The sequence below is a fragment of the Neisseria sp. P0008.S010 genome, assembly GCF_051962715.1.
In the GTDB taxonomy this organism is placed as follows: domain Bacteria; phylum Pseudomonadota; class Gammaproteobacteria; order Burkholderiales; family Neisseriaceae; genus Neisseria; species Neisseria elongata.
Window position 1 is genome coordinate 1 of record NZ_JBQCVA010000057.1, and the last position, 13,913, is coordinate 13,913.

The window sequence follows — 13,913 nt, forward strand, 5'->3', positions numbered from 1 at the left end:
TCTGATTGCAGGACTGGTTAATGCGATGGGATGAATATTTTCGCAAGAGGTCTAATACAAAAGGCCGTCTGAAAACCAAGTTCCAACCAAGCGGAACAGGTTTTCAGACGGCCTTTTTATCGAATGATATTCGGATTTACCAATCGCGCTCAAACTTATCCAAGCGCGCATGCAGGCGGGCGATGTCGTCGCGCAGGCGTTCGACCTCTTCCGCCCACTGCTCGAATTCTTCGCGCGAAACCACGGGCGATTCGGGTTCCCGGGAAAAATCCGCGCCCTGCTCCAACAGGCTGCGGCCGATTGATTTCAGCGTGCCGGCGATTTTCCGTCCGCGCCCGCCTATGCGTTCCGCCGCCTCTTCGCCGAACAGGCGGCTCAAATCGCGGTCGGCCCGATAGCGCAGGCCGCCGATGACGGTTAGCAGCCTGAAGCCCAAGGCCATATCGCCTTCGATTTCAAAATCGCCCACGCCGGGCTGCTGCCCGTTCAGCATTTTCCGTAATACGCTGTCGCGGAACACCAGCACGGCATCGGCGGCGTGCGGGCTGTGTTCGAGCAGGCCTTCGCTGTTGAAGCGGCCGTGCAGGGTGAAACCGGCGGCGCGGATGGTGAGGACGATGCCATTGTAGCCCGCCAGCACGGCCTGCGTTTCGGGGTTTTGACGGATGATGTGGTTGAATATGGAAAGTGTCGGCATATCGTTTTCTGTCTTTCGAGGCCGTCTGAACGGTTGGGCTCCGTTAGGGCTTGCTTTCAGACGGCCTCATTGTTTGTGCGGTGTCGCGTTGCGTGTCTCTGTCTGTCCGGCGTTTTTTCAGACGGCCTCAAACCGCCCGCGCCGGCCGTGTGTTTTATCCCGCCGTATCGGCAAGCTGCAATATAGCAGAAAAATCGCCGTATCGGGTTTGCACCGTCCTGCCCCGTCCGCCGCCTTCGGCAAATTGCGGCACGGGCAGGCCGAGTTTGGCGGCCTCGGCGGCGTAGAAGCTCCGGCGGGACGGGTGCGGGGTCTCCACCAGATTCCTCAGGCGGTGTCCGTCGGGCGTACAGGCCGTCTGAAACAGGGCGGAAACGGCGCGGTCGCGGTGCAGCATATTGACCGCTTCCCCGCCTTTCAGACGGCCTGCGTTTTTGGCAACGGTCGCCAGCGGATGCCGCTCGGCATCGTAGAGGCCGCCCAGCCGCAAAATATCGGTGGCGGCCACGCTACTTGCCAGCACCGCCTGCTCCGCCGCCAGCAGCCGCACGGCTTTTTCATCTCCGTCATCGGGCGGGCTGTCTTCGTCGCACACCCGCTCCCGCCGCCCGTAAACGCCTATGCTGCCGGTAAAAATCAGATGTTCCGCGCCATACCGTTCCGCTGCCGCGACCCATGCCGCAATCAGTGCGGGATAATCAGCGAAGGCCGAAGGGGGCAGCAGGCAAATCCAAGTCGGAATGCCCTGCCAGCAGGCGAAGAGGCCGTCTGAAAGCGGGGTTTGGTTTAAATCGGCGGTGTGCAGCCCGATGGGCAGGTTGATGTCGTCGGACGTGAGCCGTCTTTTCAGTGCGGAGACGCGGCAGCCGTGCTGATAGAGCCGCTCGGCCAGCGGACGGCCGAGGTAGCCGAAGCCGAGTATGGCGCAGGCGGCGGGCGGGACGGTTTCCGCTTGGAAGCCGCAGGCGGGATTTTCCATCATGCTTTACCTCACCACCTTGTTCGACCATTCGACAAACGAATCGCCCTTGCTTTCCTGTTCCCCCATCTGTACGGGGGTAACAATCTCCGTGCCCAATTCGGGGATGGTGATGCGGAAGGTGTTTTCCACCCATGCGCGGAAAGGCAGGTTGGGTTTGACAAAGAGTTCGTCTTTGTCGTGGTTCGGCGGCAGCGGCAGTTCGGAATCCCAGCAGATTTCGTCGTAGCCGATGGCCAGCAGGCGCAGGAAATCCAAGCCGTTTTGCGCCAGCGTGCACAGCATGGTGGAACCCGAACCGGAGCCGAGGTGGACGATTCGCGTTTCGCCTTCGTCGTCCAGCCACAGTGCGCCCATCGAACCATCCGCGCCCGTTTGGCCGAATATGCACAGACGGCTGCTTATTTCTTCATCCTTATTGCCGTAGTAGTGGGTAACGGTTTCGTCCTGTTCCTCCCTGCTGTCTGAATAAAACGAGATGATGGTGCCGCCTTCGCGTTCGGTATCGGTCCAACTGTCCCGTAACGCCTGCTGCGGGTACAGATAGCCGTAGCGGATGCCTTCGCGGTCTTCGTAAAAACCGTTGTCTTCAATCCATTGATAAAGCCGGCGCAACTCTTCGGGAACCTTCATGCCTTCGCAAAGCACGTTTTCCAGTTGCCGCAATAAGATATTTTCCATCTCTGTTTTCTTAGTCGGGTGTTAAAGGCATGGAGGCCGTCTGAAAGGGGCTGCCGCACGGGGCGTTTCCCCGGTTTCGCCATCACAGCACGGCCACGGGGTAAGAGCCGATGATTTTGACGAAGACGTTGCGCTCGGCAAAACGCGCCAAGACGCGGCGGACGGTTTCGTCGTCCTTATGGCCTTCGATGTCGATGAAGAACACATATTCCCACAAGCCGGTTTTGCTCGGACGGCTTTCGAATTTGGTCATCGAAATGCCCGCTTCGCTGAACGGTGTGAGCAGTTCGGCGGCGGCGCCGGCTCGGTTGGGGGTGGAAAACAGCAGCGAGGTTTTGTCGCGCCCGCTCGGCGCAGTGTCCTGTTTGCCCAACACCAGAAAGCGCGTGGTGTTGTTCGGCTCGTCTTCGATGTTCCGCGCCAAAACAGTAAGGCCGTAGATTTCGGCGGCGGTTATGCCCGCAACGGCCAGCGCGGAGCCGTCTGCCGCCGCCAGCCGCGCGGCTTCGGCATTGCTCGACACCGGTACGCGAACGATGCTGTCCGGCAGGTTTTTGCCCAGCCAGTCGTGGCACTGCGCCAAGGCCTGCGCGTGGCCGTAAACGGTTTGCACGCCGTCCAGCCCCCCGCGGTTGCGCAACAACTGGTGGTGGATGCGCAACACCACTTCGCCGCAGGCATGAAGCGGCGAGGACACCAGCAAATCCAGCGTGCGGCCGACCGAACCTTCGGTGGAGTTTTCCAGCGGCACGACGGCATAATCGGCCTGATCGGATTCGGCCTGCCGCATACATTCGTCCACCGTATTGCAGCCCACCGTGTCGGCGGCGTGGCCGAAATGCTTGACGGCCGCCTGCTGGGTAAACGTGCCGGCCGGGCCGAGGTAGGCGATGGTCAGCGGGCGTTCCACTGCCAGGCATTCGCTCATCACTTCGCGGAACAGCCGCGCCACGCCTTCGTCCGAAAGCGGGCCCCGGTTCAATTCCTTAATCCGCCGCAACACCTGCGCCTCGCGTTCGGGGCGGTATACCGCGCCCGTCCCCTTCAATTCGCCGATGGCGCGCGCATGGACGGCGCGTTCGTTCAGCAGCTTCAAAACGGAGGCATCGATTTCGTCTATCGCATTGCGGTGCGGCAGCAGTTGTTTTTCCAGCTCGGCGGACATGGTCGCTCCTTGTTTCCGGTGTCGTAAAATCGGCACCATTTTACCGTAAAACCCGCTTCCGCCCCACGCGGCGGAAAAAGGCCGTCTGAAAAACGCCCCGATGCTTTCAGACGGCCTTTCAAGATACGGTTTGCGTTATAATCGCCGCCTTTCACCCGACACATCAAAACAAAGGCAGAAACACCATGTCAGAACACCGCTATCTCCCCGACACCCGCCCCTATCCCGCCGAACCCGTCAAACGCGAACTGCTGATGCACGCCGAACAGGCCGCGCGCGGCGGCGCACAGGGCAAACTGGCCGCAGAAGCACTGCGCGCGCAGATTTACGGCATGCTGTCGCAAAATTTCTACCTCAACCTTTCCGTCGCCCTCAGCATGACCCCGAGCGAGGCCGCATACGGCACCATGATGGCCGCGCTCAACGACGTATTGCAGGCCAAAACCGACGAAGAAATACAATGGTTCGCCCTGCCCGTGATTCTGGTTGCCGGCTGCAAACAAGCCGCCGCACTCACCGCCGCCGCACCCGCGCCCGAACTCTCCGCCTGCCTAGCCAACTACCCGCACACCCGCGCCCTCTCCCGCGCTACCTGGCTGCCGCAACTGTTTACCGCCGGACAAATCTCCGAAATCAACGCCGGACAATGGTTCAAAGCCAAACAAAACGCCGAAGCCGCCGCAGAATTCGCCGCCTCGCTGCCGCAAAACGACAGCCTGCCGCTGGTCGAAGGCCAATCCGTCAGCGCGGCCTTCGCACTGGGCTACGGCGGCCGCGAACTGACCGCCGCCTTGGGCAAAAACCTTCAAGAAGCCGCCCTGCCGCTGATGCAGGTATGGCAGCAGGCCCTGTCCGCCCCCGGCGTAACCCTGTTTGCCAACCCCCTCTCCCCCGACAGCCCGCCCGCCGCACTCACCGACGCCGGCCACATGCGCCTGCGTATGGCTTTGGACGTTTTCACCGCCAACTCCATCCGCTCCATCCGCCTGCAAAGCCCGCGCGTCGGCGTCGTCATGGCCGCACAAGAAGGCGGCAGGCTCGTATTCGGCTTCAACGCCACCGACAGCCAGTTCGAACTCCAGCCGCAAACCTTCACCTGGCCGCTCTCGCCGATGGACAAAATCGAAATCGTGCAGCAAAACTTCCTCGACCTGCTGGCCGAATGCCAAGTGGAAAACATCCGCCTGCTGCACGACCCCATAGGCGAAAACGACGAATTGCCCACCTACTCGCAAGCGGTCAAACTGCCCGGCCACAACCCGCTCTACGGCGACGGCGGACACTCATGAACAAACACCGCATCCTGTTTGTCTGCCTCGGCAACATCTGCCGCTCGCCGATGGCCGAATACGTCCTGCGCCACCAAGCCGCCGAACGCGGCCTGTCGCACCTCATCGAAACCGCCAGCGCGGGCACATCCGGCTGGCACGACGGCGAAGGCATGCACCGAGGCACCCGACCCGAACTCAAAGCGCACGGCATTGCCGCCGACGGATTTTCCAGCCGCAAAATCCGCCGCGAAGACCCAGCGCATTACGACCTCATCATCGCCATGGACGACGACAACCTAGCCGAACTGGAACGGCAGTTCGGCAGCCGCCCCGGAAAACAGTTCAAACTCACCGACCTGATTCCCGACAGCGGCTACCGGGCCGTGCCCGACCCCTGGTACACCGGCGACTTCGCCGAAACCTTCCGCCTCGTCTCCGCCGCCGCAGAAGCCCTGCTCGACAGGCTGGAAACGGCAGGATAAACAAAAAGGCCGTCTGAAAACGCATTTCCCGCTTTTCAGACGGCCTCCCGAACCACCTAACCCCGTTTACCGCCATGACCAAACGCCGAACCTTCCTCATCCTGACTGTCCTCTTCACCCTGCTCTTCATCGCATTGGTAACTCTGGGCGCGTACCTGCTTTCCATTCAAAGCAAACAATTCGCCGTCGCCGCCTTCCTATTCGCATTCGGTGCCGTCTTCGGCCAAGTCGCCTGCCTCGGCCTCTTCGTCCGCGAACACGCCCGCGCTAAAGTAATGCGCGAACAGCAAAACCAATCCCGCTAAGGAAAACCCATGTTCGAAAAAATCGTCCTCGCCAGCGGCAACGCGGGCAAACTCAAAGAATTTTCCCGCCTCTTTGCCGATTTGAACATCGAAGTCCTGCCGCAATCGCAGTTCGACACGCCCGAATGCCCCGAGCCGTACCACACCTTCATCGAAAACGCGCTCGCCAAAGCCCGCCATGCCGCCAAACACAGCGGCCTGCCCGCGCTCGCCGACGACTCCGGCATCTGCACCGCCGCATTAAACGGCGCACCCGGCGTCCTCTCCGCCCGCTATGCCGGAGCCAATCCCAAATCCGATACCGCCAACAACAAGCGCCTTTCAGACCACCTCGCCGACAAAGCCGATAAAAGCTGCTACTACGTCTGCGTCCTCGTCCTCGTCCGCCACGAAAACGACCCGCAACCCATCATCGCCGAAGGCATCTGGCGCGGCCAATGGCAGGCCGAAGCCGCAGGAACCCACGGTTTCGGCTACGACCCGCATTTCTACCTGCCCGAACACAACTGCACCGCCGCCGAACTTGCCCCCGAAATCAAAAACGCCGAAAGCCACAGGGGGCAGGCGTTGCGGGAATTGTTGAAAAAAATTGAAGCCTTATAAAGTATACAGGCCGTCTGAAAACCCGAAACGCTTTTTCAGACGGCCTAACCACTACATTATGAAAGGAAACCCATGTCCCCTAAACAAATCCTAATTGTCGCCATCCGCCTGACCGTCATCATTTGGATAGTCAAAACCCTGTCAACCGCCATTCCCCTGATGGATTTCGCGTCCGACAACGACATCAAGTTTCCCGTCTCAGAAATACTGGGCGTATTCGGTTTTTACAGCATAGTATGGTTGTTTTTATGGTTTTTTCCCGCCACGACCGCCAATTTCCTCCTGCCCGAAATCCATCAAAAGCCGCAAGAATTGCCCAAAAACCCTGCCCCTTGGTTAACCACAGGTCTGATTTTAATCGGCTTTTACTCCCTATCCCTCGCGCTGGCCGACCTGACTTACCTGTATAGTTTTTACCAAATCGCCCAAAACGGTATCACCGCCTCGGCTGACAGCATCTGGACCATGATGATGAACCAAGACAAAGCCACCATGCTTGCCGCCACCGTCCAAACCTTGATCGGCATCCTCCTGATTTTCGGCGCACCGTTTATCAGCCGCCAGATCCGCAAGCATTTATAAACCCGTAACAGGCCGTCTGAAAATATATTCCATGTTTTCAGACGGCCTCAAAACTCAAAACAACCCATGACCCAAATCACTTTCCAACGCCCCGGACAACTCACCGCCCTGCCACCCCTATCGCTCTACATCCACATCCCGTGGTGCATCAAAAAATGTCCGTATTGCGACTTCAATTCCCACAGCCTGAAAAACGGGCTGCCCGAAGCCGCCTATATCGACGCGCTGCTGACCGATTTGCAGCTTGAATTGCCGAATATTTGGGGCAGGCCGGTGGAAACGATATTTTTCGGCGGCGGTACGCCCAGCCTGTTTCAGGCGGAATCAATTGACCGTTTGTTGAGCGGCGTGCGTTCGCTGTTGCGCTTGCAGCCGGAAGCGGAAATTACGTTGGAAGCCAATCCGGGCACGTTTGAAATTGAGAAATTTCAAGGATTTAAAGACGCGGGTATTACGCGGCTTTCTATTGGTGTACAGAGTTTTAACGACGATATGCTTGCGCGGCTGGGGCGCGTCCACAACGGCAAAGAAGCCTTAACCGCCATAGCTACCGCATTGAAATTATTTGATAAAGTCAATATCGACTTGATGTACGCCCTGCCGAACCAGACCGTTCAGACGGCCTTGGGCGACGTGCAAACTGCCATCGCCACGGGCGCAACCCACATCAGCGCGTATCATCTGACGATGGAGCCGAACACGCCGTTCGGCCATACGCCGCCGAAAGGTTTGCCACAAGACGAAGCCGCCCTCGACATCGAAGACGCGGTACACGGCGCGCTGGAAGGCGCGGGTTTTGTCCACTACGAAACATCGGCTTTTGCGAAGCCCGCCATGCAGTGCCGCCACAATTTGAACTACTGGCAGTTCGGCGATTATTTGGGCATAGGCGCGGGCGCGCACGGCAAAATCTCCTACCCCGACCGCATCGAGCGCACCGTCCGCCGCCGCCATCCCAACGACTACCTCGCTTTAATGCAAAGTCAGCCGATTGAAGCCGTTGAACGCAAAACCGTTGCCGCCGAAGATTTGCCGTTCGAATTCATGATGAACGCCCTGCGCCTGACCGACGGCGTACCCGCCGCGATGTTGCAGGAACGCACAGGCGTACCCGCCGCCAAAATCATGGCGCAAATCGAAACGGCAAGACAAAAAGGTCTGCTGGAAACCGACCCGACCGTGTTCCGCCCGACCGAGCAGGGACGGTTGTTTTTAAATGATTTGTTGCAATGCTTTTTATAAATCTTTGTATTGCTGCGGCAGATGGTTTTCAGACGGCCTCCAATATACGGCTCCGCTTTTTTATTGTTGTGTGGAAGCTTCCCAGCCATATCAAAACCATCTTAACGTTGTTTAAACCTTCATAACAGAATACAATCGGCCCGTCGGCGGTTGCAAGCCGTTTGACTACTAATAATTTTCTATCCAATTATTGAGGATGACATTATGAAAAAAGTTCTGGCTACCTTAGTTGCCCTTTCCCTTCCCGCTGTCGCATTGGCAGATGACAACCGTGGTTTCTACGTTCAAGGCGATCTCGGCCACTCAACCATTAAAACCAAAGATGATGGCGGTAAAGGCAGTGCCAAAGGCTTCAGCCCGCGCCTGTCTGCCGGATATGATTTCGGTGATTTCCGTGTAGCTGCCGATTACACCCACTATAAAACTTTGAAAGAACATGAACGCGATCCGCTTTACACATTTGACGCAAAAATCAAATTCCAAAGCTTTGGTGTTTCCGCCATCTATGATTTCGACTTAAATTCTCCGGTTAAACCTTATGTCGGCGCACGCTTGGGTCTTAACCGCATTTCTTATAGCGACGATTTCCGGAGTACCGGCTACCACGAAACTGAATCTTTCCGTAAAACCAAAGCCGGTGTTGGCGTGATGGCCGGCGTTGGCTACGACATCACCCAAAATGTTGCCTTGGATGCTGGCTACCGCTATAACCACTGGGGCAAATTTGATGGCTTGAAAGTACACTCTCACGAAGTATCTGCCGGTGTGCGTGTGAAATTCTAATTTTTCAAACCATCGGTATTCACGCAAGCCGCCCGAAGTGCCAAACTTCGGGCGGCTTGCAATTTTTCAATGAAAAATGTGATTGTTGTAACAGACGGAACGCAATACAATCCAAACTGCCAACAGTTGCAGAGAGCCTGATGGCCATCAATAATTTTTTCCACCTACGAGGAACAACATCATGAAAAAAATTCTGGCTACACTGGTTGCCCTTTCCCTTCCCGCCGTCGCACTGGCAGACGAACACCGTGGATTTTATATCCAAGGCGATGCCGGCCATGCTTCGGTAAAAGGCAAGGCTTACGGCGAAAGCGTGACGGCAAAAGGCTTCAGCCCGCGCCTGTCCGGCGGTTACGACTTTGGCGATTTCCGTGTGGCAGCCGACTACACCCACTACAAATCCCACAAAGAAAGCGGCAGAATCAGTAGCTCCACCAATTATGACGCGAAAGCCAAATTCCAAAGTTTCGGTGTTTCCGCCATTTACGACATCAACCTGCAATCCCCTGTTAAACCTTATGTCGGCGCACGCGTAGGCCTCAACCGCGTATCGTTTGACACAACGGAATACAGTTCAAACTTCATCGAACGTTATGAAACCCGCAAAACCAAAACCGGTTTGGGCGTGATGACGGGCATCGGTTACGACATCAATCAAAACATCGCCCTGGATGCGGGCTACCGCTACAACCACTGGGGCAAATTCGACGGTGTAAAAGTACACACCCACGAAGTATCCGCGGGCGTGCGCATAAAATACTAAACACCCGCATCATCAGCTTTCAGCCGTCCCGAGGTATGCATCCGCGGGCGGCTTTCTTATCATAAAACCCTGCCGCCACCCGCGCCGGACGACATACAATCCGTCCGAATCACCACACACGCAACGCATACATGAAATTCCTCTCCTTCCTGACCCTGTTTGTCTTATTGATGCAGCCGTTTACCTACGGTTTTTACAAAGCCTTATGCTGGCAGTTTGAAGGCCGTCTGAAAAAACGCGGCCGCCGGTTACTCTGCCTCGCCCTGTTTGCCTTCGGCAACGGCCTGATAATCCTCTCCCTCTTCAGGCTGTGGCACGGCTCTTTCCGCCTGACCGCGCTGTGGATGGTCTTACTGCTGTACACAGGCTTTGCCGCCTTGTTTGTTTGGTTATTAAAACTGCTGCTGCGCAAGCGTGTGGCCGACAAAACACTCCGGCGCATCCTGCGTATTGCCGCACCAGCGGCGGTGGCTTCACTGTTCTGCCTGTCGCTCTACAACGCCTATCTCCCGACCGTCCGCCACTACCGCGTGGTATTGGACAAACCTTTGGCCAAACCGCTGCGCATCGGCGTAGCCAGCGACCTTCACCTAGGCATCCTGTTCGGCGCGCGCCAACTCGACAAACTGGCCGGCATCATGCAACAAGAAAAAGCCGACATCATCCTGCTGCCGGGCGACATCATGGACGACGACACCGCCGCTTACGAAGCCGAACACATGCAGCCGCACCTGTCCAAACTGCGCGCGCCGCTGGGCGTATACGCCACATTGGGCAATCACGACCTGTTCGGCGCACAACGGCAGATTACCCGCGCCATCGAAGCGGCGGGCATCACGGTGCTAAACGACGGAATCATCGAAACGGGCGGACTGACCGTTATCGGCCGCCCAGACGATTTGGACAGAGGCCGTCTGAAAACCGCCGAACTGCTGAAGCAGGCCGACACATCCAAACCCGTCGTCCTGCTCGACCACCGCCCTTCGGAAATCGAACTGCATTCAACCCTGCCCATCGACATCCAAGTTTCCGGCCACGTCCACAACGGCCAGATTTTTCCGGCCAACTTCATCGTCCGCGCCATCAACCGCCTGCACTACGGCTATGAAAAAATCGGCAACGGACACTTTTTCGTTACTTCCGGCTACGGCTTCTGGGGCATCCCGCTACGGCTCGGATCGCAATCGGAAGCGCTGATTATCGATGTGGAAGGCCGCCGCTGAAGCCGCCCCGCTTTTCAGACGGCCTCCAATCCGGGCCGACAATCGCCAAGGCCTCTTGATTAAAAAACGGCCGACATTCCTTTACAGCAACGCCTATCCGCAAAAACCGCCACCGGCGCGGCAGCGAGATACAATCAAGGGAAACATACAAACCCGTCTCCAACCGCTTAAAAGGCCATCTGAAAACGTACAAACATCCTTCAGACGGCCTCAATCATGCTTCGTCCGCCGCAACATCAACACCATGCACGGCAAACTGTTTTCCCGATGATTTCAACGCATGCGCCCGACATCCGCTTTCACCGAAACACTTAAATTTCCCTCACCCGCACCAATCCGTCTTGTAGGAAAAAAGCATGGCTTCGGCTATAATTTGCACTGTTTTTCATCCCCCTATTCATCGCGAACAGCTCGGGCAAAACCGCCCGCCCCTCAGGAATCCGCCATGCAACCAGCCTTCCACAACAAAGCAAACCGCCTTTTCTCCGCCATCACAAACGATCCGCGCTGGGATATCAACGACGAACTGCTGTTTCAAGTGGCGGGCTTCACCTTCTACGGCTACTGCTTCGGCTTCGGCCGGCTGGTGTGCCTGATGGATGCCGACGATATTGATGCCTATGTCGCCGACAAACTCACCGGCCTCGGCGCGGGCGCGAAATACGTGCAAGGCATGATAGCGCGCGCACGGCAGGATTTTGTTACCGGTGAAGATGCCGAACCTATTGATACGGACGACCCTTTAAGCCGGTTAATCGGCATCGGCCATGCCTATTTCTCCGCCGATGACTTTACCCCGCTCGTCGAATCCGTTTACGAAAATTACGACCTGTTAAGCGGCGAATAGCCGACCCGCTTTTCAGACGGCCTACAAACCCATTTCAAACCCAACTATTAGGAAACACCATGCCCTCCCAACTTGCCAACGCCATCCGCTTCCTCTCCGCCGACGCTATCCAAAAAGCCAACTCCGGGCACCCCGGCGCGCCGATGGGCATGGCGGAAATGGCGGAAGTATTGTGGACGAAATTCCTGCGCCACAACCCCGCCAACCCCAAATTCTACAACCGCGACCGCTTCATCCTTTCCAACGGCCACGCGTCCATGTTGTTGTACAGCCTGCTGCACCTGACCGGCTACAAGCTGAGCATTGAAGACCTGAAAAACTTCCGCCAACTGCACAGCAAAACCCCCGGCCACCCCGAATACGGCTACACCGACGGCGTGGAAACCACGACCGGCCCGTTGGGACAAGGCATTGCCAACGCGGTGGGTATGGCATTAGCCGAAAAAATCCTTGCCGCCGAATTTAATAAAGACGGTTTGAACATCGTCGATCACTACACCTACGTCTTCATGGGCGACGGCTGTATGATGGAAGGCGTATCGCACGAAGCTTGTTCGCTCGCTGGCACCTTGGGCTTGGGCAAACTGATTGTTTTGTATGATGACAACAATATTTCCATCGACGGCAAAGTGGACGGCTGGTTTACCGAAAACATCCCGCAACGCTTTGAAAGCTACGGCTGGCATGTCGTTCCCAATGTAAACGGCCACGACACCGCCGCCATTCAAGCCGCCATCGAAGCTGCGCGCGCCGAAACCGGCAAACCGTCCATCATCTGCTGCAAAACCTTAATCGGCAAAGGCAGTGCCAACAAAGAAGGCAGCCACAAAACCCACGGCGCACCTTTGGGCGCGGACGAAATCGAAGCCACGCGCAAACATCTGGGCTGGACTTACCCTGCCTTTGAAATCCCGCAGGAAATTTACGCCGCATGGAGCGCGAAAGAACAAGGCGCGAAATTGGAAGCCGAATGGAACGAACTGTTCGCGCAATACCAAGCCAAATATCCTGCAGAAGCCGCAGAATTCGTGCGCCGCATGGAACACAGGCTACCTGAAAACTTCGATGCCTATATTCAGACGGCCTTGCGAGAAGTGTGCGCCAAAGCCGAAACCATCGCCACCCGCAAAGCCAGCCAAAACAGCATCGAAATCCTCGCCAAAGCGCTGCCCGAACTGGTAGGCGGTTCTGCCGACCTGACCCCGTCCAACCTGACCGACTGGTCAAACAGCGTCTCCGTTACCCGCGAAAAAGGCGGCAATTACATCCACTACGGCGTGCGTGAGTTCGGCATGGGTGCCATCATGAACGGCCTTGCCCTGCACGGCGGCGTGAAACCGTTCGGCGCGACCTTCCTGATGTTCAGCGAATACGAACGCAACGCCCTACGCATGGCGGCACTGATGAAAATCAACCCCGTCTTCGTCTTCACCCACGATTCCATCGGCCTCGGCGAAGACGGCCCGACCCACCAACCCATCGAGCAAACCGCTACCCTGCGCCTAATTCCGAACATGGACGTATGGCGTCCGTGCGACACCGCCGAATCGCTGGTGGCATGGGCGGAAGCGGTAAAAGCCGAAAACCATCCGTCCTGCCTGATTTTCAGCCGTCAAAACCTGAAATTCCAAGCGCGCAACGAGCAACAACTGAACGACATCAAACGCGGCGGCTACGTCATCAGCGAAGCCCAAGGCAACGCCCAAGCCGTCATCATGGCCACCGGTTCCGAAGTCGAGCTGGCTTTGGAAGCGCAAAAAGCCCTCGCCGCGCAAAACATCGCCGTGCGCGTCGTTTCCATGCCGTCCACCAACGTATTCGACCGCCAAGACGCCGCCTATCAAGCCGCCGTCCTGCCTGAAGGCCTGCCGCGCATCGCCGTAGAAGCCGGACACGCCGACGGCTGGTACAAATATGTCGGACTGAACGGCGCAGTCGTCGGCATCAACCGCTTCGGCGAATCCGCCCCTGCCGAACTGCTGTTCAAAGAATTCGGCTTTACCGTGGAAAATGTGGTGGATACTGTGAAATCAGTGCTGTAAACGGCAGCCATCGCATCAAAGGTCGTCTGAAAGCAGAAGATGAAGGTTTTCAGACGACCTTTTTCCTTTATAGTGGATTAACTTTAAACCAGGACGGCGTTACCTCGCCTTGCCGTACTATCCGTACTGTCTGCGGCTTCGTCGCCTTGTCCTGATTTAAATTTAATCCACTAGACCTCTTGCGAAAATATTCATCCCATCGCATTAACCAGTCCTGCAATCAGATTTACCCTTAACCCGAACCGTTT

Annotated in this window: 15 protein-coding genes and 1 pseudogene; 11 read left to right on the top strand and 5 right to left on the bottom strand. The window is 57.0% G+C overall.

All coding sequences use genetic code 11. The features are described 5' to 3' along the window. Positions 1–136 precede the first annotated feature (136 nt). The 4 genes from ACTHSL_RS11090 to pheA all read right to left on the bottom strand — a co-directional run bounded on the left by ACTHSL_RS11090 (position 137) and on the right by pheA (position 3,561). Positions 137–697 carry a ubiquinone biosynthesis accessory factor UbiJ gene (locus ACTHSL_RS11090; protein ID WP_049248055.1) on the bottom strand — a complete coding sequence of 187 codons (561 nt, stop codon included), beginning with the start codon at positions 695–697 and terminating at the stop codon, positions 137–139. Between the two features lie 154 nt (positions 698–851). Beyond that, positions 852–1,679, bottom strand: coding sequence for a GDP-L-fucose synthase (locus tag ACTHSL_RS11095; RefSeq protein WP_440381448.1), 828 nt, complete (start codon positions 1,677–1,679; stop codon positions 852–854). Between the two features lie 3 nt (positions 1,680–1,682). After that, a complete protein-coding gene (locus tag ACTHSL_RS11100; protein ID WP_440381449.1) occupies positions 1,683–2,357 on the bottom strand; it encodes an SMI1/KNR4 family protein in 675 nt (224 codons plus the stop codon). An 82-nt stretch (positions 2,358–2,439) separates the two neighbouring features. Continuing rightward, positions 2,440–3,561, bottom strand: coding sequence for a prephenate dehydratase (gene pheA, locus ACTHSL_RS11105; protein WP_440381450.1), 1,122 nt, complete (start codon positions 3,559–3,561; stop codon positions 2,440–2,442). Positions 3,562–3,707: 146 nt separating this feature from the next. On the opposite strand from pheA, the gene ACTHSL_RS11110 reads away from it, so the two are divergent. The 11 genes from ACTHSL_RS11110 to tkt all read left to right on the top strand — a co-directional run bounded on the left by ACTHSL_RS11110 (position 3,708) and on the right by tkt (position 13,665). Beyond that, entirely contained in the window at positions 3,708–4,811 is a 1,104-nt protein-coding gene (locus ACTHSL_RS11110) for a conjugal transfer protein (RefSeq protein ID WP_440381451.1), read from the top strand. Next, the gene (locus ACTHSL_RS11115) at positions 4,808–5,275 is read left to right on the top strand and encodes a low molecular weight protein-tyrosine-phosphatase (RefSeq protein ID WP_440381452.1); all 468 of its coding nucleotides are present in this window, start codon (positions 4,808–4,810) and stop codon (positions 5,273–5,275) included. Before ACTHSL_RS11110 ends, ACTHSL_RS11115 begins: the two co-directional genes overlap by 4 nt. Positions 5,276–5,349: 74 nt before the next feature. Then, on the top strand, positions 5,350–5,580 hold the full coding sequence (locus tag ACTHSL_RS11120) for an NGO_0222 family membrane protein (protein ID WP_074895821.1): 231 nt from the start codon (positions 5,350–5,352) through the stop codon (positions 5,578–5,580). Positions 5,581–5,589: 9 nt separating this feature from the next. Beyond that, positions 5,590–6,183, top strand: a complete 594-nt coding sequence (gene rdgB, locus ACTHSL_RS11125; RefSeq protein WP_440381453.1) for an RdgB/HAM1 family non-canonical purine NTP pyrophosphatase — start codon at positions 5,590–5,592, stop codon at positions 6,181–6,183. Positions 6,184–6,255: 72 nt separating this feature from the next. Then, the gene (locus tag ACTHSL_RS11130) at positions 6,256–6,765 is read left to right on the top strand and encodes a hypothetical protein (protein ID WP_214038294.1); all 510 of its coding nucleotides are present in this window, start codon (positions 6,256–6,258) and stop codon (positions 6,763–6,765) included. A 66-nt stretch (positions 6,766–6,831) separates the two neighbouring features. Beyond that, a complete protein-coding gene (gene hemW, locus ACTHSL_RS11135) occupies positions 6,832–8,007 on the top strand; it encodes a radical SAM family heme chaperone HemW (RefSeq protein ID WP_440381454.1) in 1,176 nt (391 codons plus the stop codon). 204 nt (positions 8,008–8,211) lie between these two features. Further along, entirely contained in the window at positions 8,212–8,790 is a 579-nt protein-coding gene (locus tag ACTHSL_RS11140; protein WP_107918261.1) for an opacity family porin, read from the top strand. 181 nt (positions 8,791–8,971) lie between these two features. Further along, positions 8,972–9,553, top strand: coding sequence for an opacity family porin (locus tag ACTHSL_RS11145; RefSeq protein WP_107884705.1), 582 nt, complete (start codon positions 8,972–8,974; stop codon positions 9,551–9,553). A gap of 131 nt (positions 9,554–9,684) precedes the next feature. Next, complete coding sequence (locus ACTHSL_RS11150) at positions 9,685–10,776, top strand: metallophosphoesterase (RefSeq protein WP_440381455.1); 1,092 nt, start codon at positions 9,685–9,687, stop codon at positions 10,774–10,776. 445 nt (positions 10,777–11,221) lie between these two features. Next, entirely contained in the window at positions 11,222–11,623 is a 402-nt protein-coding gene (locus ACTHSL_RS11155) for a hypothetical protein (RefSeq protein ID WP_440381456.1), read from the top strand. 59 nt (positions 11,624–11,682) lie between these two features. Continuing rightward, positions 11,683–13,665 carry a transketolase gene (tkt, locus tag ACTHSL_RS11160; protein ID WP_440381457.1) on the top strand — a complete coding sequence of 661 codons (1,983 nt, stop codon included), beginning with the start codon at positions 11,683–11,685 and terminating at the stop codon, positions 13,663–13,665. Between the two features lie 70 nt (positions 13,666–13,735). On the opposite strand, the pseudogene ACTHSL_RS11165 reads toward tkt, so the two are convergent. Continuing rightward, positions 13,736–13,849 (bottom strand): annotated as a pseudogene (locus ACTHSL_RS11165) (IS5/IS1182 family transposase); the annotation flags it as partial. Positions 13,850–13,913: the final 64 nt, after the last annotated feature.

What these genes read in the sequence shown, in the direction of transcription:
- ACTHSL_RS11090 (WP_049248055.1), bottom strand. Translation starts at nt 697, where the DNA reads ATGCCGACACTTTCCATATTCAACCACATCATCCGTCAAAACCCCGAA.
- ACTHSL_RS11095 (WP_440381448.1), bottom strand. Translation starts at nt 1,679, where the DNA reads ATGATGGAAAATCCCGCCTGCGGCTTCCAAGCGGAAACCGTCCCGCCC.
- ACTHSL_RS11100 (WP_440381449.1), bottom strand. Translation starts at nt 2,357, where the DNA reads ATGGAAAATATCTTATTGCGGCAACTGGAAAACGTGCTTTGCGAAGGC.
- pheA (WP_440381450.1), bottom strand. Translation starts at nt 3,561, where the DNA reads ATGGTGCCGATTTTACGACACCGGAAACAAGGAGCGACCATGTCCGCC.
- ACTHSL_RS11110 (WP_440381451.1), top strand. Translation starts at nt 3,708, where the DNA reads ATGTCAGAACACCGCTATCTCCCCGACACCCGCCCCTATCCCGCCGAA.
- ACTHSL_RS11115 (WP_440381452.1), top strand. Translation starts at nt 4,808, where the DNA reads ATGAACAAACACCGCATCCTGTTTGTCTGCCTCGGCAACATCTGCCGC.
- ACTHSL_RS11120 (WP_074895821.1), top strand. Translation starts at nt 5,350, where the DNA reads ATGACCAAACGCCGAACCTTCCTCATCCTGACTGTCCTCTTCACCCTG.
- rdgB (WP_440381453.1), top strand. Translation starts at nt 5,590, where the DNA reads ATGTTCGAAAAAATCGTCCTCGCCAGCGGCAACGCGGGCAAACTCAAA.
- ACTHSL_RS11130 (WP_214038294.1), top strand. Translation starts at nt 6,256, where the DNA reads ATGTCCCCTAAACAAATCCTAATTGTCGCCATCCGCCTGACCGTCATC.
- hemW (WP_440381454.1), top strand. Translation starts at nt 6,832, where the DNA reads ATGACCCAAATCACTTTCCAACGCCCCGGACAACTCACCGCCCTGCCA.
- ACTHSL_RS11140 (WP_107918261.1), top strand. Translation starts at nt 8,212, where the DNA reads ATGAAAAAAGTTCTGGCTACCTTAGTTGCCCTTTCCCTTCCCGCTGTC.
- ACTHSL_RS11145 (WP_107884705.1), top strand. Translation starts at nt 8,972, where the DNA reads ATGAAAAAAATTCTGGCTACACTGGTTGCCCTTTCCCTTCCCGCCGTC.
- ACTHSL_RS11150 (WP_440381455.1), top strand. Translation starts at nt 9,685, where the DNA reads ATGAAATTCCTCTCCTTCCTGACCCTGTTTGTCTTATTGATGCAGCCG.
- ACTHSL_RS11155 (WP_440381456.1), top strand. Translation starts at nt 11,222, where the DNA reads ATGCAACCAGCCTTCCACAACAAAGCAAACCGCCTTTTCTCCGCCATC.
- tkt (WP_440381457.1), top strand. Translation starts at nt 11,683, where the DNA reads ATGCCCTCCCAACTTGCCAACGCCATCCGCTTCCTCTCCGCCGACGCT.